Below are 18138 nucleotides of genomic sequence, written 5' to 3'. Positions count from 1 at the left end.
GCGGGCTGTGAGCACTCCCGAGGAGCGCCTGGCCGACCTCGGCCACGCGGTGCCCGAGGTGGCCGCCCCGGTGGCGGCGTACGTGCCGGCGGTCCGCTCGGGCGCGCACGTCTTCACCTCCGGCCAGCTGCCGATGCGCAGCGGCGAGCTGATGGCCACCGGCAAGGTCGGCGGCGAGGTCACCGCGGAGGAGGCCTACGAGTGCGCCGTGCAGTGCGCGCTCAACGCCATCGCCGCGGTGCGCGCCGAGGTCGGCGAGCTCTCCCGGGTCGCGCGCGTCGTGAAGGTCGTGTGCTTCGTGGCCTCCACCCCCGACTTCACCGGCCAGCCCGGGGTCGCCAACGGTGTCTCCGAGCTGCTCGGCAAGGTCTTCGGCGAGGCCGGGGTGCACGCCCGCTCGGCCGTCGGGGTGCCGGTCCTCCCGCTCGACTCGCCCGTCGAGGTCGAGCTGGTGGTCGAGGTGGCCGACGCCTGATGCGCATCCCGCTGCCGCCCGTGCCGCTGCCCGACAAGGTCGTGGCCCTGGCCGCGGAGTACGCCGACGGCACCCGCGAGCCGGTCGAGCCGCGCAACGCGGCGACCGTGATCGTGCTGCGCGGCGGCGAGACCGGGCCCGAGGCCTACTACCTGCGCCGCCAGGTCTCGATGGACTTCGCGGCCGGGATGGCGGTCTTCCCCGGCGGCGGCGTCGACCCGCGCGACTTCGACGCGCAGGTGGGCTGGGCCGGGCCCGACCCGGCGGCCTGGGGCGAGCGGCTGGGCTGTGACGAGGAGACCGCCCGGGCGCTGGTCTGCGCGGCGGTGCGCGAGACCTTCGAGGAGTCGGGGGTGCTGCTGGCCGGCGTCTCCGACGGCGACGTCGTGGCCGACACCACGGCCGACGACTGGGAGGCCGACCGGGTCGCCCTGGAGTCGCGCGAGCTGGCGATGACCGACTTCCTCAACCGCCGCGGGCTGGTGCTGCGCACCGACCTGCTGGGCGTCTGGGACGCCTGGCTGACCCCGGTCTTCGAGCCCAGGCGCTACCGCACCTGGTTCTTCGTCGCCGAGCTCCCCGCCGGTCAGGTGACCCGCGACGTCTCCAGCGAGTCGTCGTCGGTGACCTGGCTGCCCGCGCGGGTCGCGGCCGACCAGGCCGACGCCGGCGAGCTGGCGATGATGCCGCCGACCTACCTGACCTCGATGGAGGTCGGCACGTACGCCGACCCGGCCGCGGTGCTGGAGGCGGCCCGGGAGCGCTCGGTGCAGATGTTCACCCCGACCGTGGAGCCGCTGGGGGACGGCTGGACCCTGTCGCTGCCCGACCGGCTGCGCCCGCTCGTCAGCGAGCGGAGGCAGGCGTGAGCACGCCCGTCGTGGGTCCCTCCGGCTGGGCCGGCGGGTCGTTCGGCGAGCGGGCGCGCTGCGTGCTGGCGCCCAACGCCGACCACATGACCCTCGACGGCACCAACACCTGGGTGCTGCGCGAGCCGGGGGCCCGCCGCTCGGTCGTGGTCGACCCGGGTCCCTCGATCCTGGCCCATCTCGACGCGGTGGCCGAGGCGGCCGGCGAGGTGGGGGCGGTGCTGCTGACCCACCACCACCACGACCACTCCGAGGCAGCCAAGGAGTTCGCCGAGCGGATGGGCTGCGGCGTGAGGGCCCTCGACCCGCGCCACCAGCTGGGCTCCGAGGGGCTCGACGACGGTGACGTCGTCGAGGTCGACGGGCTCGAGGTGCGCGTCGTGGGCACCCCCGGCCACACCGCCGACTCGCTGTCCTTCGTGCTGCCCGCCGAGCGGGCGGTGCTGACCGGTGACACCGTGCTGGGCCGCGGCACCACCGTGGTCGCCCACCCCGACGGCGAGCTGGGCGCCTACCTGGGCTCCCTCGGCCGCCTGCGCGCCTTGGCCGAGGCCCAGGAGGTCGCCACCATCTGGCCCGGCCACGGCCCGGTGATCGACGACGCGTTGGGCGCGATCGGCTACTACCAGGACCACCGCCGCGAGCGGCTCGAGCAGGTGCAGGCCGCGGTCGACACGCTGCGCGCCGCCCCGCACCCCGAGGGCATCGCCGTCGACGAGGTGCCGCGGCGCGTCGTCGAGATCGTCTACGCCGACGTCGACCCGGTGCTCTGGGGCGCCGCCGAGCTGTCGGTGCGGGCCCAGCTGGCCTACCTGGCCGAGCGGCGCTGAGCGCGGCGGCGTACGACCGCACGGGCGAGCGCCAGCGCGCCCACGAGCGCCAGCCCGCCGCCGACCCACCACCAGGTGCGGGAGCGTCGCTCCTCGGCGAAGGCGGGCAGCGGGCGCTCCACCGCGGCGGCGCCGTCGGCGAGCAGGTCGGTGGCCACGGTGAGGGCGTGCGCGTCGGGGCCGCTGACGAGCACCGCTTCGAAGGTCGCGCCGCCGGCGGCCAGGGTGAGCACGCCGACCTGCGTCTCGAGGGTGGAGCCGTCCTCGGAGACGTCGACGGCCACGACGACGTGGTCGGGGTCGACCCACTCCAGCACCCGCCAGGTGGCGCCCAGGAGGGCATCGGCGAGGCCGAGGCGCCGTGGTGCGGCGTCGGGGTCCGCACGGCTGGCGGTGACCCAGCTGTACGCGGCCTCGCGGTCGTCCCCCGGCTGGTAGGTGTTGACCAGGTGGCTCACGGCGCTGTCGTCGACGGTGCCGCTGAGCACGACGCCCTCCACGCCCGGCAGGGCGCGGGGCGCCGAGTCGTCGTCGACGGGCAGCAGGCGCGTCGACGCGCCCACCCGCGCGACGGTGCCCTGGTCGTCGATGCCGACGGAGAGCCCGGTTCCTCGGTCGCGGCCGGGCAGCGGCACGGAGCGGGTCGACCCCGGGGCGACGCGGCCGGAGACGGCGGCGTCCCCGAAGGACCTGCCGCTGCCGCGCGGCAGCACCGGCTGCCCCGTCCAGAGCAGCCAGCCGCCGCCGGGTGAGAAGGAGACCGTGCGCACCAGGACGGGGCGCCCTGCGTCCTCCAGGGCCACCTGGCGCACCTCGCCGGTGGTCAGGTCGACGATGCCCAGGCCGGTGCGCAGCGTGGCCCCCACGGGGAGCCCCGAGACGGTGGGGTAGGCCAGCGTGGTGCCGTCGGGCGAGAGCGCCACGGGGTGCACGGTGCCGCTGAGGTCGCGGCCCGCGGCGGCGCCGAAGCGGGGCAGGTCGAGCCCCCGGTACTCGCCGGTGCGCGCGTCCACCGCGACGACCTGCCGGTTGCCCTGCGGGATGTCGGGCACCATCGCGGCCGCCTGGGCCCCCACGGCGAGGTCGTCGGTGGCGCGGACGGCCTGCCGGCCGCTCGGCACCGGCAGGTACGCCGGCAGCGCACCCGCGTCGCCCTCGGCCGGGGCGACCTCGGCCCGGTCGGGCAGCCACGCGAGCGCGCCGGCGACCAGGGCCACCACCGCGGCCACCGCGGCCACGACGGCGAGGGCGTCGCGCCGCACGCTGCGCCGCGCCCGCTCCCAGGTGTCGGCGGGCACCTCGGCCACCGGGGCGCGCTCGGCGATCCGCTCGAGCTCCTCGCGCAGCGGCCGGCTCATCGGGCCACCTCCTTGGCCGCGGGGTGCCCGACGAGCTCGGCGAGCTCGGGGGCCAGGGTGCGGAGGCGGGCCAGCGCCTGGCGGGTCAGCGACTTGGCGGTGCCGGGGCGGATGCCCAGCGCGGCCGCGGTCTGCACCTCGGTGAGGTCCTCGAAGTAGCGCAGCACCAGCACGGTGCGCTGGCGGCTGGTCAGGCGGGCGAGCGCTTCCTCGAGGCTCAGGCGCAGCGCCGGGTCGGAGCGCTCGGCCGCCGGGGCGTCGTACCCGCCGAGCGGCTGCTCGGTGAGGTGGCGCCTCGAGCGCCACCAGGAGATGTTCTGGGTGTAGAGGATGCGCCGCACGTAGGGCTCCGGGTCGCCGGAGAGGCGCGGCCACGCCCGGGCCGCCTTGAAGAGCGCTGTCTGCACGAGGTCCTCCGCCAGGTGGGCGTCCCCCGTCAGGAGGTACGCGGTGCGGGAGAGGGCCGGTGTGCGGGCGCGCACGAACGACTCGAAGTCCATGCCCGGTCCGGACGCCACTGCATCACCCTCTCTCACCCAGGCATACGCGCGAAGGGCCACCCGCGGGGGTCACTCCTCGGCGACGTCTCCGCGAGCCCTGCGCCGGCGGCGTACGACGACCCAGGCCAGGCCGGCGGCGAGGAGCAGGCCCAGCCCGCCCAGGGTGCCGGTGAGCACCCGGCGCTCGTCCGACCAGGGCCAGTCCGGGGCAGGGCGGGAGAGAGTGGGCCGCTGCTCGGTGACCAGGGCGGTGGCCACGCTCAGCGGCCCGATCCCCTCCCGGGCGCCGCCGGCGTAACCGTCGACGGTGCCGACGTCGCGTACCGGCCGGTCGCCGTCCACGGGCACCAGGCTGAGGCGGCCGTCGCCGCCGTCGGTCGGTGTGCGCTGCACCAGGACCGACTCGCCGACCCAGCCCAGGGGGCGCACCGACCAGGTGCCGGCGCCGGGCGCCTGGCCCGACCGGGTCGTCACCTCGTCACGGCCGATGCCCAGCGTCACGAGGTCGTGGCGCGCCTCGGTGCCGACGGCGAGGACGGAGCCGTCGGGCGAGAGCGCCGCAGCGTCAGTGGTCTCCGGGATGCCCGTGCTCCGGCGGGCCGAGCGCCCGCCGTCGGGTCCGTGCACCCGCACGGTGCCGTTCGTCAGCGCGACGGCGGTGCCGTCGTCACCGACGACGACGCTGCTTCCGGCCGGGTCGAGGCGTCGCTGGGTCCCGTCGGGGGCGATGGTCCCGGAGACCCCGCCGCTGCCTCGGAGCGCGGAGGTCGTCCAGTAGGACGTCTCGTACCCGCTCCAGGCCAACCAGGAGCCGTCCGGCGACCACGACACCTGGGTCACGGCCACCCCGGCGCCCCCCTCGAGCGGCAGGTCCCGGGTCACCTCCCCGGTCACCAGGTCCACCACCCGGACGCCCGACGGCACCGCCGTGCCGTCGTCGGTGGCGGGCCAGGCGTACGCGTAGGCCAGCTCGGTGCCGTCGGGGGAGAGCGCGAGGGGTGCTGCCTCGCCCGGCATCCAGGTGACGGTCAGCGGGCTCGCCGTCACCACGTCGGGGAGGTCCAGCAGGTGGTAGTCGCCGTCGGCTGCGTCGACGAGCACCGGCAGCCCGGCCCGGGTGACCCAGGCCGCGGCCGCGGGACCGACGGCCAGGTCGTCGCTGACCTCGTCGCGGGCCCAGGCGCCGCCGTTGCTGAGGTCCGACATCCGCTCCGGCACCGAGTGCAGGTGGTCCGGCAGGCCCGGCCCCGCTGCCCCGCCATCGGCGGGCTGGGGCGCGGAGCGGTCGGTGGCCCGGTCCAGCAGCCCGGGAGTGGCCGCGACCAGGGCGACGACCCCCACGACCGCGGCCGCCCGCAGCGCCAGCGACCGGCGGTGCCGCCGACGGCCGCGCTGCCAGGTGTCGCGCGGCACCTCGGCGGGCGGCACGGTCTCGGCGGCCTGCTCGAGCAGGTCCTTCAGCGGCGGGTGCGGGCTCATGCGGGGTCCTCCACGAGGTCGGCCAGGTCGGGGGCGAGGACCCGCAGGCGCGCGAGCGCGTGGTGGGTGGTCGACTTGACCGTGCCGCGGCTCACCCCGAGGAGGTCGGCCACCTGCGGCTCGGTCAGGTCCTCGAAGAAGCGCAGCACCAGCACGGTGCGCTGGCGGCTGGTCAGCCGACGCAGCGCCTCGACCAGGCTCAGCCGCAGGTCGGGGTCGTGCCCGGCCGCGGCAGCGGCGTCGTACGAGCCCAGGGACTGCTCGCGCACCCCGCGGCGGCGTCGCCAGATCGAGACCTGCTGGGTGTAGAGCGTGCGCCGCACGTAGGCCTCGGGCGAGGTCTCGATGCGGTGCCAGTGCTCGGCGGCCTGGAGCAGCGCGCTCTGGACCAGGTCCTCGGCCAGGTGCGCGTCGCCGGTCAGCAGGTACGCCGTGCGGGTCAGCGCCGGGGTGCGGGCGCGCACGAACGCCTCGAAGGCGTCGTGCTGCTCCTCGCGCCGCTCGCGGCGTGTCCCCATGGCTGCCTCCTCGTCCTCACCTGCTCAGACGCGGCAGAGGTCGGAAAAGGGGGCAGCCGTCGCGGACTTTCTCGAGAAGGTGCCCTCAGCGGGCGCGGCGAGACATCCGCTCGAGGTCCATGATGACCACCGAGCGGGGCTCGAGGCGCAGCCAGCCGCGCGAGGCGAAGTCGGCCAGCGCCTTGTTGACCGTCTCGCGGGAGGCGCCGACCAACTGGGCGAGCTCCTCCTGGGTGAGGTCGTGGTGCACGTGCACGCCGTCGTCGGCGGTGCGGCCGAAGCGGTCGGCGAGGTCGAGCAGCGCCTTGGCCACACGCCCGGGCACGTCGGAGAAGACCAGGTCGGCCACGACGTCGTTGGCCTTGCGCAGTCGCCCGGCGAGCTGGGTGAGCAGGCCGCGGGCCACGACCGGGCGCCCCTCGAGCCAGCGCAGCAGGTCCTCGTGGGACAGCGAGGCGAAGGAGGCGTCGGTGACGGCGGTGACGGTCGCCGAGCGCGGGCCCGGGTCGAAGAGCGAGAGCTCGCCGAACATCTGGCCGGGGCCCAGGATCGCCAGCAGGTTCTCGCGCCCGTCGGCGGAGGTGCGGCCGAGCTTCACCTTGCCCTCGAGCACGATGTAGAGCTTGTCGCCGGAGTCGCCCTCGCGGAACAGGACGTCACCACGGCGCAGCCGGCTCTCGGTCATGGACGTGCGCAGCGCGGAGGCCGCCTCGTCGTCCAGGGCGCTGAAGAGTGGTGCCTGACGCAGTACGTCGTTGTCCACCGGACCTCCTGTAGTGCGTGCGGGTGCTCGAGACTCGACCGCGCAGGGGCGCACGGATGTGGGCAATGCTATCCAGTGGACTTGGTCACAGGCACCATCGCCCCTGTCCGGCGCGGCGGCGACGCTCGCGCCGGGGGCGTCGGTGCCGTCTCGTAGGCTGGCCCGGTGCCCGCCGCCGAGACCCCCACCGCCCTCGTGCGTCGTGCCCGCAAGACCCACCGGGTGCTCGCCGAGACCTACCCCGAGGCCCGCTGCGAGCTCGACTTCGACGACGCCTTCCAGCTGCTCGTGGTGACCGTGCTGTCCGCGCAGACCACCGACCGGCGGGTCAACGCGGTGCGGCCCGCGCTCTTCGCCGCCTACCCCGACGCTCGGGCGATGGCGGGCGCCGACCGGGGCGTGCTCGAGGGGATCGTCGGCCCGCTCGGCTTCTTCCGCGCCAAGACCGAGTCGCTGCTCAAGCTCTCGGCCCACCTGGTCGAGCACCACGACGGCGAGGTCCCGCCCCGGCTGGTCGACCTGGTCAAGCTGCCGGGGGTCGGTCGCAAGACCGCCAACGTGGTGCTCGGCAACGCCTTCGACGTGCCCGGCATCACCGTCGACACCCACTTCGGCCGGCTGGCGCGCCGCCTGGGCTGGACCGAGGAGACCGACCCGGTCAAGGTCGAGCACGCCGTGGGGGCGCTGTTCCCCAAGAAGGACTGGACGATGCTGAGCCACCGGCTGATCTGGCACGGCCGCCGGCGCTGCCACGCCCAGCGCCCGGCCTGCGGTGCCTGCCCGGTGGCGCGCTGGTGCCCGTCGTACGGCGAGGGCCCGACCGACCCCGAGACCGCGGCCGCGCTGGTCAAGACCGAGGCGCGCCGGTGACCCGACGCCGCACCGCCCCCGTCCTGGCGGCGGTGGCCCTCGTGCTCAGCGCCTGCTCGGGCGAGGACGGCTCGTTCGTGGCCGCCCCCGGCCCGGCGCAGATCGACGTCGACACCCCCGCGCTGCGCGAGGCCAAGGCCGAGGCCGGCATCGAGGACTGCCGTCCCGGCGACGGTGCACCCGTCGAGGGCGGGCTGCCCGAGCTCGAGCTCGCCTGCTTCGGCGGCGGTCCCGCCGTCGACCTGGCGACGCTGCGGGGGCCGCTGGTCCTCAACGCGTGGTTCGCCACCTGCGCGCCGTGCAAGCGCGAGCTGCCGGTCCTGCAGGACTTCTATGCCCAGCACGGCGACCGGGTCGACGTGCTGGGCGTCGACTTCGCCGACCCGATCACCGAGGGCGCGATGGAGCTGCTCGTCGAGAGCGGCGTGACCTACCCCCAGGTCGCCGACACCGAGGGCGAGCTGGGGCTCGACCCGGTGGTGCGCGCGGTCGCCTTCCCCACCACGGTGCTGGTCGGGGCCGACGGCGCGGTCGAGGCGGTGCTGCCGATGGAGATCCGCAGCGTCGAGCAGCTCGAGGGCCTCGTCGCCGAGCACCTGGGGCTCGTGCTGTGAGCGGCTCCAGCGGTTCCATGGCGCCGCTGCCCGAGTGGCTGCTGCCCGTGCAGGCCGCCGCCCAGGCCATCACCGCCGGCCACCTCACCCGCTTCACCCCGCCGGCCGACGGCAGCGCCCGCCCCGGCGCCGTGCTGATGCTCTTCGCCGAGGGGCCGCAGGGCCCCGAGCTGCTGCTCACCGAGCGCGCCCACGACATGCGGTCGCACCCGGGCCAGGTCTCCTTCCCCGGAGGCGGCGTCGACCCCGGCGAGAGCGCGGTGCAGGCGGCGCTGCGCGAGGCGGAGGAGGAGGTGGGTCTCGAGCCCGCCGAGGTCCGGGTCTTCGCGACCCTGCCCGACCTGTGGCTGCCGCCGAGCAACTTCGCGGTCACGCCGGTGCTGGGCTGGTGGGCGCACCCGAGCGGCGTGCACATCGCCAGCCGCCACGAGGTGCACGCCATCCACCACGTGCCGATCAGCGAGCTGCTCGACCCCGAGCACCGGGTCACCGTGCGCCACCCGCGCGGCTACCAGAGCCCCGGCTTCATGATCGGGCCCGACAACGACGTGATCCTGTGGGGCTTCACCGGCGGCATCATCGCCAAGCTCTTCGACTTCCTGGGCTGGACCCAGCCGTGGGACGAGACCCGGGTGCGCGACCTGCCCGCGCACATGCTGGCCGCCGACCCCCGCCCGACGCCGGGCCTCCTCGACATCGAGGACGAGCCCGACCGACCCCACGAGGACATCTGACGACCATGAACCTCCTCGACTGGCTGCTGGTCCTCCTCGTCGTCGCCTACGCGCTGTCCGGCTACTGGCAGGGCTTCATCACCGGCGCCTTCGCCACCGCCGGCCTGCTGGCCGGGGGCCTCTTCGGCATCTGGCTGGCCCCGATCGCCCTGGGCGACGCCAACCCCTCGCTGCTGGTGACCCTGGGGGCGCTGTTCATCGTGATCCTGGCCGCCTCGCTGGGCCAGGCCACCTTGCAGTACGTCGGTGCGCGGCTGCGGTCGCGCATCACCTGGCAGCCCGTGCGCGCGCTCGACGCCGTGGGGGGCGCTGCCCTGAGCGCGGTCGCGGTGCTGCTGGTGGCCTGGGCGCTGGGCGTGGCCGTCTCGGGGTCGCGGATCGCCGGTGTGACCCCGATGGTGCGGGCCTCGACGGTGCTGGCCAAGGTCGACTCGGCGCTGCCGCAGTCGGCCGGGGGACTGCTGCAGACCTTCAACACCGTGGTCGGCACCAGCTTCTTCCCCCGCTACCTCGAGCCCTTCGCGCCCGAGCGGATCGTCGAGGTCGGGCCCGGCTCGGAGAAGATGCTGCAGCGTCCGGCGGTGCAGCGCGCCGCTCCGAGCGTGCTGAAGGTCCGGGGCGCCAACTCGTGCGGCAGCGGGGTCGAGGGCACCGGGTTCGTCTACGCCCCCGACCGGCTGATGACCAACGCCCACGTCGTCGCCGGCGTCGACACCCCCCAGGTGCAGACCGCCGACGGTCCGGTCGAGGGCCAGGTCGTCTACTACAACCCCGACGTCGACGTGGCGGTCGTCGCCTTCGACTCCGGCGCCCTGCCGGCCCTCGACTTCGCCGACGCGGCGCCCCGCGACGCCGTGGCCGTGCTCGGCTACCCGCTCGACGGCCCCTACGACGTGCGGGCCGCGCGCATCCGCGCCGAGCAGCGGCTGCGCTCGCCCAACATCTACGGCGACGGCACCGTGATCCGCGAGGTGTTCTCGCTGCGCGGGCTAGTGCGCCCGGGCAACTCCGGGGGGCCGATCGTCTCCACCTCGGGCGACGTCGTGGGCGTCATCTTCGCGGCGTCGGTGACCGACGGCGACACCGGCTACGCGCTGACCACCGACCAGGTGGAGCAGGCCGCCGAGCAGGGCCGCTCGGCCACCGGCGCGGTCTCCACCGGGGCGTGTGCTTAGCGCACAGCGGTGACCGAGGAACGAGGTCACGGCGTGGGTGCGCAAAGGTCGAGCAAGCCGCGCGTCCGAGGAACGAGGACGCGCAGGGCGGGTCGAGACCCAGCCGGTGATCAGGCGCTGTGCTTGCCCTTGAGTGCCGAGGGGATCTGCTTGCCCTGGGAGATGGCCTTCTCGGGCGCCCGCACCTGCTTGACCTTCTTCACGCCGATGAGCACCAGCAGCCCCGCGAGGGCGACGTACGCGCCGAAGACGATCAGGAACGCCCAGTGCAGGGAGAGCCCGGAGCCGTTCCAGTGGATGAAGTAGGCGATGGCCACCGAGAGCATGATGACGGCCAGCACGCCGAGGAAGCCGGCCGCGGCGAAGAGCCCCACGCCGATGCCACCGGCCTTGACGCTCACCTTCAGCTCCGACTTGGCGAGCTGGATCTCCTTCGAGATCAGGGTGGAGATGTCGCGGCTGGCGTCGGTGACAAGACGCCCGATGGTGAGATCGGTGTCCTTGACCGGCTCGATGGCCATGCGGTTGCTCCCCTGCGGTGAGTGCGGTGTGTCGGGCTCCGACCCTACAAGCCCGGCACCCCACCCGCGCCGCCAGTGGGGGTGAGGGGTCAGGCCGGCGGGGTGGCCGGGTCCTGGTCGCCGGTCTGGTAGACGTCGGGGATGTCGTCGCGGTCCTTGTCGACCTGCTCGGCGTCCCACATCGACTTGTAGACCCGGTTGCGCGCGCGCAGCACGATCGAGGCCAGCAGCACGGCGACCAGGGAGCCCACGAGCACCCCGACCTTGACGTGCTCGTCGCGCTCGGAGGAGCTGCCGAAGGCGAGCTCGCCGATGAGCAGCGAGACCGTGAAGCCGATGCCGGCCAGCAGCGAGAGCCCCACCACGTCGATCCACGACAGCTCGTCGTCGAGGTCGGCCTTGGTGAACTTCGACAACAGCCAGGTCGAGCCGGTGATGCCCACCGCCTTGCCGACGACCAGCCCGGTCACGATGCCGATGGCGACGGGGTCCTGCAGCGACTCCACGAGCCCGCTGAAGCCGCCCACCGTCACGCCGGCGGCGAAGAAGGCGAAGACCGGCACCGCGAAGCCGGCCGAGACCGGGCGCACGAGGTGCTCGAGGTGCTCGGCCAGGCCGGGCTTGTCGGTGGCGTCGTCACGGCGCAGCACCGGCACGGTGAAGCCGAGCAGCACGCCGGCGACGGTGGCGTGCACGCCGGACTCGTGCACCAGCACCCAGGCGACGAGCGCGAGCGGGATCAGCAGCACCCCGTTGAAGATGCGCTTCTGCACCAGCAGGGCGAAGAGCAGGATGGGCAGCAGGCCCAGGCCGAGGAAGGCCAGGTCGAGCTCCTCGGTGTAGAAGAGCGCGATGATCGTGATCGCGAGGAGGTCGTCGACCACGGCCAGGGTGAGCAGGAAGGTGCGCAGCCCCGTGGGCAGGTGGGTGCTGATGACGGCCAGGATCGCCACCGCGAACGCGATGTCGGTGGCGGTGGGGATCGCCCACCCGCTGGGCCCGCCGTTGTCGGCGCCGAGGTTCCAGGCCAGGTAGATCAGGGCGGGCGCGATCATGCCGCCGACGGCCGCGGCCATCGGCAGCGCCGCCCGCTTGGGGTCGCGCAGGTCGCCGGCCACGAACTCGCGCTTGAGCTCGAGGCCGACCACGAAGAAGAAGATCGCGAGCAGGCCGTCGGCGGCCCAGGTGCCGATGCTCAGGTCGAGGTGGAGGGTGAAGAGACCGAGGTCGAGCGGCTCGGAGAGCGGCTTGAAGTCGCGGATCGCCTCGTAGGTGCCCGACCACGGGGTGTTGGCCCACACGATCGCGACCAGCGCGCCGGCGATCAGCAGGAGACCGCCGGTGGTCTCGGCCCGCAGCACCCCCGCGATGCGGGAGTCCTCGAGGAAGCTGCCGCGCGAGAAGAGCCGCGACGAGCCGGAGGTGGAGGGCGGGGTGGGGCTGCTGGAGTTCACGAGGGCTCCTCGGATCGGTCAGCGGTCATGGGCGATGCCGTCGACAGGGGTCGACGGACGCGTTGCCGACCAGACTTCCCGGCGCACCAGCCACTCATCGTAGCGGCGTACCGACCCACCCCTCACCGCCGACCCGGCGCCAGTTCCGCGGATGAAGTGGCGCCGGGTCGGTGCTGCTCGGTGCTACTCGTCGCCCTTGCCGGTGGAGATGCCCGAGGAGATCAGGTCCATCACCGAGGAGTCGGCCAGGGTCGTGACGTCGCCGACCTCGCGGTTCTCGGCCACGTCGCGCAGCAGGCGGCGCATGATCTTGCCCGAGCGGGTCTTGGGCAGCTCGGCGACGATCATCACCTGGCGCGGCTTGGCGATCGGGCCGATCTCCTTGCGCACGTGGGCGCGCAGCTCCTCGACGATGTCCTCGCCGCCGTCACCCGCCTCGTCGCGCAGGATGACGAAGGCGCAGACGGCCTGGCCGGTGTCCTCGTCCTGGGCGCCGACGACCGCGGCCTCGGCGACCTTGGGGTGCGAGACCAGGGCCGACTCGATCTCGGTGGTCGAGAGGCGGTGGCCCGAGACGTTCATGACGTCGTCGACGCGACCCAGCACCCACAGGTCGCCGTCGTCGTCGAGCTTGGCGCCGTCACCGGCGAAGTAGTAGCCCAGCTTCTCGAAGCGCGACCAGTAGGTCTCCTTGAACCGCTCGTCGTCGCCCCAGATGGTGCGCAGCATCGCCGGCCACGGCTTGGTCAGCACCAGGTAGCCGCCCGCGCCGTTGCCGACCGGCCGGCCCTCCTCGTCGACGACGTCGGCGCTGATGCCGGGGATCGGGATCATCGCCGATCCGGGCTTGCCGTGGGTGACGCCGGGCAGCGGGCTGATCATGATCTGGCCGGTCTCGGTCTGCCACCAGGTGTCGACCACCGGCGTGCGGTCGCCGCCGATGACGTGGCGGTACCAGACGTAGGCCTCGGGGTTGATCGGCTCGCCGACCGAGCCCAGGACCCGCAGGCTCGACAGGTCGCGCGCGTCGGGGATCTCGCGGCCCTGCTTCATGAAGGAGCGGATCGCGGTGGGGGCGGTGTAGAAGATCGAGACCTTCTTCTCCTCGATGATCTGCCACCAGCGGCCCTTCTCGGGCGAGTCGGGGGTGCCCTCGTAGAGCACCTGGGTCGCGCCGTTGGCCAGCGGTCCGTAGACGATGTAGGAGTGCCCGGTGACCCAGCCGATGTCGGCGGTGCACCAGTAGACGTCGTCGGGCTTGAGGTCGAAGACCGCCCAGTGCGTGTACGCCGCTCCCGTCAGGTAGCCGCCCGTCGTGTGCAGGATGCCCTTGGGCTTGCCGGTCGTGCCGGAGGTGTACATGACGTAGAGCGGGTGCTCGGCGTCGAAGGCCTCGGGGGTGTGCTCCGTCGACGCGGTGTCGACGCTCTCGTGCCACCACACGTCGACGCCGTCGTCCCAGCCGTCGGCGCCGAGGTCCTGCCCGGTGCGGCGCACCACGAGCACCTTCTCGACCGTGTGGCCCAGGTCGGCGGCCTTGGCGCGGGCCTCGTCGACGGCCGGCTTGAGCGCCGAGGGCGCGCCGCGGCGGTAGCCGCCGTCGGCGGTGACGACGACCCTGGCCTGGCAGTCCTCGAGGCGCGAGGCCAGCGCGTCGGAGGAGAAGCCGCCGAAGACGACGGTGTGCGGGGCGCCGATGCGGGCGCAGGCCAGCATCGCGACGACGGCCTCGGGGATCATCGGCATGTAGATCGCGACCCGGTCGCCGGTCTGCACGCCCAGGTCGGTCAGCGTGTTGGCGGCCTGGCTGACCAGGTCCTTCAGCTCGGCGTAGGTGATGTCGCGGCCGTCTGCGTGTCCGTCAGCGTCGACCGGCTCGCCGACGAAGTGGAAGGCCACCTTGTCGCCGCGCCCGGCCTCGACGTGGCGGTCCACGCAGTTGTACGCCGCGTTGAGGCGCCCGCCCTCGAACCACTTCGCGAACGGCGGGTCGTCCCAGTTGAGCACCCGCTCCCACGGGGTGGCCCAGTCGAGGCGCCCGGCCTGCTCGGCCCAGAACCCCTCCGGGTCGCGCTCCGCGGCGGCGTACGCCTCGGCGGTGACGTTCGCGTTGGCCGCCAGCTCGGCGGGCGGCTCGAAGCGGCGGTCCTCCTTGAGCAGGTTCGACAGGGTCTCGTCGCTCACGTCTCTTCGTCTCCTCGGTCGTCGGCGTGGGGTGCGGCCGTCGTCACACTAGGACGCCGGCGGCCGGCGTGGGAACGCCCCCGAGGGCGAACCTCCCGGCGCCGGCGAGGCGGCCGGGCGGGTGCGGGTGCACCGGCCCGGCCGCGGGTCCTGCTCAGAGCTCGATCTCGCCCGCCTGGTGCTGGGCGACGAGCTTGGTCTTGCCGGGGTAGCGGATCTCCTCGACGAGCTCCTGCATGATCGGCGAGGGCTTCGTGGTGAACTGCGAGACCACGATGGTGACGGTGAAGTTGATCAGCATGCCGACGGTGCCGAACCCGGTCTCGGGGATGCCGAACAGGCCGTCGGAGTTCCCGTAGATGTCGATGGTCCAGATCATGTAGGCCAACGTCACCGTGAGGCCGGTGAGCATGCCCGCCACGGCACCCTTGGCCGTGCAGTTCTTCCAGAAGATGCCGAGCACCAGGATCGGGAAGAAGCTGGCCGCGGCGAGGCCGAAGGCGAGCGCGACCACCTGGGCCACGAAGCCGGGTGGGTTGATGCCGAAGTAGCCGGCCACCACGATCGCGCCGGCCATGGCGAAGCGGCCGACGAGCAGCTGCTTGGCCTCGGTCGCGGCGGGGTTGATCTTCTTGTAGTAGACGTCGTTGGCCACCGACGAGGAGATCACCAGCAGCAGCCCCGAGGCCGTCGAGAGGGCCGCGGCGAGCGCGCCCGCCGCGACCAGGCCGACGATCGGCGCCGGCAGGCCACCGATCTCGGGGCTGGCCAGCACGATGATGTCGTTGTTGATGACGGTCTCGGTGGCGAAGTCGATGACCCCGTTGCCGTTGGCGTCGGTGGCCGAGACCAGCCCGACCTCCGACCAGGTGCTGAACCAGCCCGGCTCCGAGCCGATCGCGGTGCCGTCGAGGTCCTGGAGGATCTGCAGCTTGGTGAAGGCCGCGACCGACGGGGCGGTCGTGTAGAGCAGCGCGATGAAGAAGATCGCCCACAGGGCGCTGTAGCGGGCCGCGCGCACGCTCTTGGCGGTGTAGAAGCGCACGATCACGTGCGGCAGCCCGGCGGTGCCGAACATCAGCGCCGCGGTGATCAGCACCATGTTGGGCATCGAGGTCTGCGTGAAGGCCTCGGTGTACGCCGCCAGGCCCAGGTCCTGCTGCAGCCCGTCGAGCTCGGCGAGGATGTCGCCGAAGCCGATCTGCGGCACGGGGATGCCGGTGACCTTCGCGGAGACCGCGAACGCCGGGATCATGTAGGCCACGATCAGCACGGAGTACTGCGCGACCTGGGTCCAGGTGATGCCCTTCATGCCGCCCAGGACGGCGTAGAAGAAGACCACCGTCATGCCGATGACGACGCCGGTGGTGGTGCCCACCCCGAGGAACCGGGTGAAGACCAGGCCCGCGCCGGCCATCTGGCCCGCGACGTAGACGAACGAGACGACGACCGCGGCGACGACCGCGACCAGCCGGGCGGTCTCGGAGTACCGGTCGCCGACGAAGTCGGGCAGCGTGTACTTGCCGAACTTGCGCAGGTACGGCGCCAGCAGCAGGGCGAGCAGCACGTAGCCACCGGTCCAGCCGAGCAGGAAGACGCCGCCGGCGTAGCCGTTGTAGGCGAAGGCCACGATGCCGGCCAGGGAGATGAACGACGCGGCGCTCATCCAGTCGGCCGCGATCGCGGCGCCGTTGGCCACGGCCGGGATGCCGCCGCCGGCGACGTAGAAGCCGGAGGTGGTGCTGACCCGGCTGGCGTAGGCGATGTAGATGTAGACGCTGAAGGTGATGACCGTGAAGATCAGGGTCCAGAGCTGGATGTCGCTCACGAGTGGTGCACCTCCTGCTCGTACTCCTCCACGCCGAACTCCGCGTCGAGCTTGTCCATGCGCCACACGTAGACCGCGATGATCACGACGAACGTGATGATCGCGCCCTGCTGGGAGAACCAGAAGCCGAGCGGGAACCCGGCGACCACGATCTCGTTGAGCGGCTCCACGAACAGGATCCCGGCGCCGAACGACACCAGGGCCCAGATCGTCAGCAGCACGGCCATCAGCCGTACGTTGCGGCGCCAGTACTCCCGGCGCTGTGCGTCATCCATCGCTTCCTCCTCGTCTCGACGACGCGTGAGGTGGACCACACGTCAGGTCGTCGGAACGGGATGCAATCGCCGTCGCCGGGGTCGCCGCAAGAGTAAAAGGTGACTCCGGTCACACTTTGCGACGAGCGGGTCGGCGGCTGCGACGAGCGGCCTTGGGGCGGCATCCGAGTGCCGACGAGCGGCTCCTGAGGGGGGTCGTCGACCGCTCGTCGCGCCGCAGCGACCGTTCGTCGCGCGGCGTACGACGCTCGGCCGGCACGCGGGGTCGTGCCCCTGCCGTGACGTGGGTCACTCGTCGTAGCCTCCCGGCATGGCCACCACCAGCAGCGCTGCCGCCACGACCACCAGCAGCACCGACGCCACCCGCTCGCGCACGCGGGGCCGCCGCGGCGGCGAGCCGGGGCGTCGCAGCCTGCTCGGTGCCAGCCTCCTGGTGCTCTTCGGCTCGTTCATGCCCTGGGTCGACACGCCGCTCGGCACGGTGCTGGGCGGCCAGGGCGCCGGGCTGTGGACGTTCTACGCCTGCATGCTCGGCTTCGCCGGGGTGATGGTGCCGTGGCGCACGCTGGCGGTGGCGCAGGCGGCGCTGCTCGGTGTGGTGGCGCTCGCCCTGCCGCTGTGGCAGGTCGGGCACCTGCTGAACCTGGTCGGCACCGCCGGCTGGATGCCCGGCCCCGGTCTGGTGCTGGTGCTCGGCGGCGGCGTGCTGGCCTGCGTGAGCGCGGTGCGCCTGCGCCGCGGCCCAGTGGGCGCCTGAGGGCCCGACACCCGGGCGCTCCGCCGCCTCTCCCTGACGCCACCCGGTCCTCGAGGACCGGGTGGCGTCGTGCATGAGGGGTCCTCCGGCACACCCGAGGCCGCAGATACGTAGATCCACGGACGCCACCCCCGTGCGGGTGTTCCTACGGTCCTGGGACACGCCGGTCGACGACCGGGAGGACCGGCCGAAGGAGCAGCTCACATGTTTGACCTCACCGGGCGCGTCGCGCTGGTGACGGGTGCCGCGCAGGGAATCGGGCACGCGGTCGCCACGGCACTCGCCGATGCGGGAGCGACGGTGGTCGCCACCGACATCAGGGACCAGTCCGACCTGGGCGACGAGATCCGCACGCGGTCCCACGACGTCACCGACCCTCGCCGTTGGGCCGAGATCGTGGACGAGGTCGCCGACTCCGAGGGCCGCCTCGACATCCTGGTCAACAACGCCGGCGTCTCGGGCTACGACCAGCTGCACGAGCTGTCGCTGCAGGAGTGGAACCGCATCGTGGCCATCAACCAGACCGGTGTCCTGCTGGGGATGAAGCACGCGCTGCGACTGATGCGTCCCCGGCGTTCCGGAGCCATCGTCAACATCTCCTCGATCTGCGGCGCCACCTCGGTCGCCGGCGTCGCGGCCTACCACGCCTCCAAGCACGCCGTGCTGACCATGACGAAGAACGCTGCCGTCTCCTACGCCGCGGAAGGCATCCGGGCCAACGCGGTCCTGCCCGGTTGGATCCGCACTCCGCTGACGCTGGGGCAGACCGACGAGCTCAACGACGCCTTCCTGGACGCCACCCCGATGGGCGTGGGTGGCGAGAGCGCCGACGTGGCAGCAGCTGTGTGCTTCCTCGTCTCCGACCACGCCCGCTTCATCACCGGCGTCGACCGGGAGGTCGACGGCGGCTACCTCGCCCGCTGAGCAGGAGGAG

The 18138-nt window shown here is 73.3% G+C and carries 19 protein-coding genes; 9 read left to right on the top strand and 10 right to left on the bottom strand.

The genetic code is table 11. From position 1 onward, the window contains the following. The first annotated feature begins 7 nt into the window (after positions 1–7). The 3 genes from ABKW28_RS07485 to ABKW28_RS07475 are packed head-to-tail and all read left to right on the top strand — an operon-like array spanning position 8 to position 2174. A complete protein-coding gene (locus ABKW28_RS07485) occupies positions 8–475 on the top strand; it encodes a RidA family protein (protein ID WP_193669690.1) in 468 nt (155 codons plus the stop codon). Beyond that, a complete protein-coding gene (locus ABKW28_RS07480) occupies positions 475–1344 on the top strand; it encodes an NUDIX hydrolase (RefSeq protein WP_193669689.1) in 870 nt (289 codons plus the stop codon). The genes ABKW28_RS07485 and ABKW28_RS07480 overlap by 1 nt, the downstream gene beginning before the upstream one ends. Further along, positions 1341–2174 (top strand): MBL fold metallo-hydrolase, encoded by an 834-nt coding sequence (locus ABKW28_RS07475; RefSeq protein ID WP_307822890.1) that lies wholly within the window; start codon positions 1341–1343, stop codon positions 2172–2174. The genes ABKW28_RS07480 and ABKW28_RS07475 overlap by 4 nt, the downstream gene beginning before the upstream one ends. Here the strand turns inward: ABKW28_RS07475 and ABKW28_RS07470 are convergent. The 5 genes from ABKW28_RS07470 to ABKW28_RS07450 form a co-directional block, all read right to left on the bottom strand. Continuing rightward, positions 2153–3532: a hypothetical protein gene (locus ABKW28_RS07470; RefSeq protein WP_348607832.1), complete on the bottom strand. Its 1380-nt coding sequence runs from the start codon at positions 3530–3532 to the stop codon at positions 2153–2155. The genes ABKW28_RS07475 and ABKW28_RS07470 overlap by 22 nt on opposite strands. Beyond that, the gene (locus ABKW28_RS07465; protein WP_348607829.1) at positions 3529–4050 is read right to left on the bottom strand and encodes a SigE family RNA polymerase sigma factor; all 522 of its coding nucleotides are present in this window, start codon (positions 4048–4050) and stop codon (positions 3529–3531) included. Before ABKW28_RS07465 ends, ABKW28_RS07470 begins: the two co-directional genes overlap by 4 nt. A 51-nt stretch (positions 4051–4101) precedes the next feature. Beyond that, positions 4102–5511, bottom strand: a complete 1410-nt coding sequence (locus tag ABKW28_RS07460) for a hypothetical protein (RefSeq protein ID WP_348607823.1) — start codon at positions 5509–5511, stop codon at positions 4102–4104. After that, entirely contained in the window at positions 5508–6029 is a 522-nt protein-coding gene (locus ABKW28_RS07455; RefSeq protein ID WP_348607821.1) for a SigE family RNA polymerase sigma factor, read from the bottom strand. The genes ABKW28_RS07460 and ABKW28_RS07455 overlap by 4 nt, the downstream gene beginning before the upstream one ends. Before the next feature lie 85 nt (positions 6030–6114). After that, positions 6115–6750 (bottom strand): Crp/Fnr family transcriptional regulator, encoded by a 636-nt coding sequence (locus ABKW28_RS07450; protein ID WP_307823155.1) that lies wholly within the window; start codon positions 6748–6750, stop codon positions 6115–6117. A 207-nt stretch (positions 6751–6957) separates the two neighbouring features. On the opposite strand from ABKW28_RS07450, the gene nth reads away from it, so the two are divergent. Genes nth through ABKW28_RS07430 form a run of 4 tightly spaced genes read left to right on the top strand, consistent with a single transcriptional unit; the run spans position 6958 to position 10185 of the window. Then, positions 6958–7662, top strand: coding sequence for an endonuclease III (gene nth, locus ABKW28_RS07445; RefSeq protein ID WP_348607818.1), 705 nt, complete (start codon positions 6958–6960; stop codon positions 7660–7662). Beyond that, a complete protein-coding gene (locus tag ABKW28_RS07440) occupies positions 7659–8276 on the top strand; it encodes a TlpA disulfide reductase family protein (protein WP_348607815.1) in 618 nt (205 codons plus the stop codon). The genes nth and ABKW28_RS07440 overlap by 4 nt, the downstream gene beginning before the upstream one ends. Then, positions 8273–9010: a CoA pyrophosphatase gene (locus ABKW28_RS07435; RefSeq protein WP_307822888.1), complete on the top strand. Its 738-nt coding sequence runs from the start codon at positions 8273–8275 to the stop codon at positions 9008–9010. The genes ABKW28_RS07440 and ABKW28_RS07435 overlap by 4 nt, the downstream gene beginning before the upstream one ends. Positions 9011–9015: 5 nt before the next feature. Then, a complete protein-coding gene (locus ABKW28_RS07430) occupies positions 9016–10185 on the top strand; it encodes a MarP family serine protease (protein ID WP_348607812.1) in 1170 nt (389 codons plus the stop codon). A 110-nt stretch (positions 10186–10295) separates the two neighbouring features. Here ABKW28_RS07430 and ABKW28_RS07425 read toward each other — a convergent pair whose 3' ends face one another. The 5 genes from ABKW28_RS07425 to ABKW28_RS07405 all read right to left on the bottom strand — a co-directional run bounded on the left by ABKW28_RS07425 (position 10296) and on the right by ABKW28_RS07405 (position 16447). Beyond that, entirely contained in the window at positions 10296–10706 is a 411-nt protein-coding gene (locus tag ABKW28_RS07425) for a phage holin family protein (protein ID WP_348607809.1), read from the bottom strand. A gap of 89 nt (positions 10707–10795) precedes the next feature. Beyond that, on the bottom strand, positions 10796–12160 hold the full coding sequence (nhaA, locus tag ABKW28_RS07420) for a Na+/H+ antiporter NhaA (protein WP_348607802.1): 1365 nt from the start codon (positions 12158–12160) through the stop codon (positions 10796–10798). Between the two features lie 183 nt (positions 12161–12343). Further along, complete coding sequence (acs, locus tag ABKW28_RS07415; RefSeq protein WP_193669680.1) at positions 12344–14344, bottom strand: acetate--CoA ligase; 2001 nt, start codon at positions 14342–14344, stop codon at positions 12344–12346. Between the two features lie 154 nt (positions 14345–14498). Beyond that, on the bottom strand, positions 14499–16172 hold the full coding sequence (locus tag ABKW28_RS07410) for a sodium:solute symporter family protein (protein ID WP_193669679.1): 1674 nt from the start codon (positions 16170–16172) through the stop codon (positions 14499–14501). Next, positions 16169–16447 carry a DUF4212 domain-containing protein gene (locus ABKW28_RS07405; RefSeq protein ID WP_348607799.1) on the bottom strand — a complete coding sequence of 93 codons (279 nt, stop codon included), beginning with the start codon at positions 16445–16447 and terminating at the stop codon, positions 16169–16171. The genes ABKW28_RS07410 and ABKW28_RS07405 overlap by 4 nt, the downstream gene beginning before the upstream one ends. A 310-nt stretch (positions 16448–16757) precedes the next feature. On the opposite strand from ABKW28_RS07405, the gene ABKW28_RS07400 reads away from it, so the two are divergent. Then, entirely contained in the window at positions 16758–17204 is a 447-nt protein-coding gene (locus tag ABKW28_RS07400) for a hypothetical protein (protein ID WP_348607796.1), read from the top strand. A 204-nt stretch (positions 17205–17408) separates the two neighbouring features. Further along, positions 17409–18128 (top strand): SDR family NAD(P)-dependent oxidoreductase, encoded by a 720-nt coding sequence (locus ABKW28_RS07395; RefSeq protein ID WP_348607793.1) that lies wholly within the window; start codon positions 17409–17411, stop codon positions 18126–18128. Positions 18129–18138 lie beyond the last annotated feature (10 nt).

It is taken from the genome of Nocardioides sp. 31GB23, assembly GCF_040012395.1.
In the GTDB taxonomy this organism is placed as follows: Bacteria; Actinomycetota; Actinomycetes; order Propionibacteriales; family Nocardioidaceae; genus Nocardioides; species Nocardioides salarius.
The sequence above is the reverse complement of the archived record's forward strand: the minus strand, read 5'-3'. Positions and strand labels throughout refer to the sequence as shown.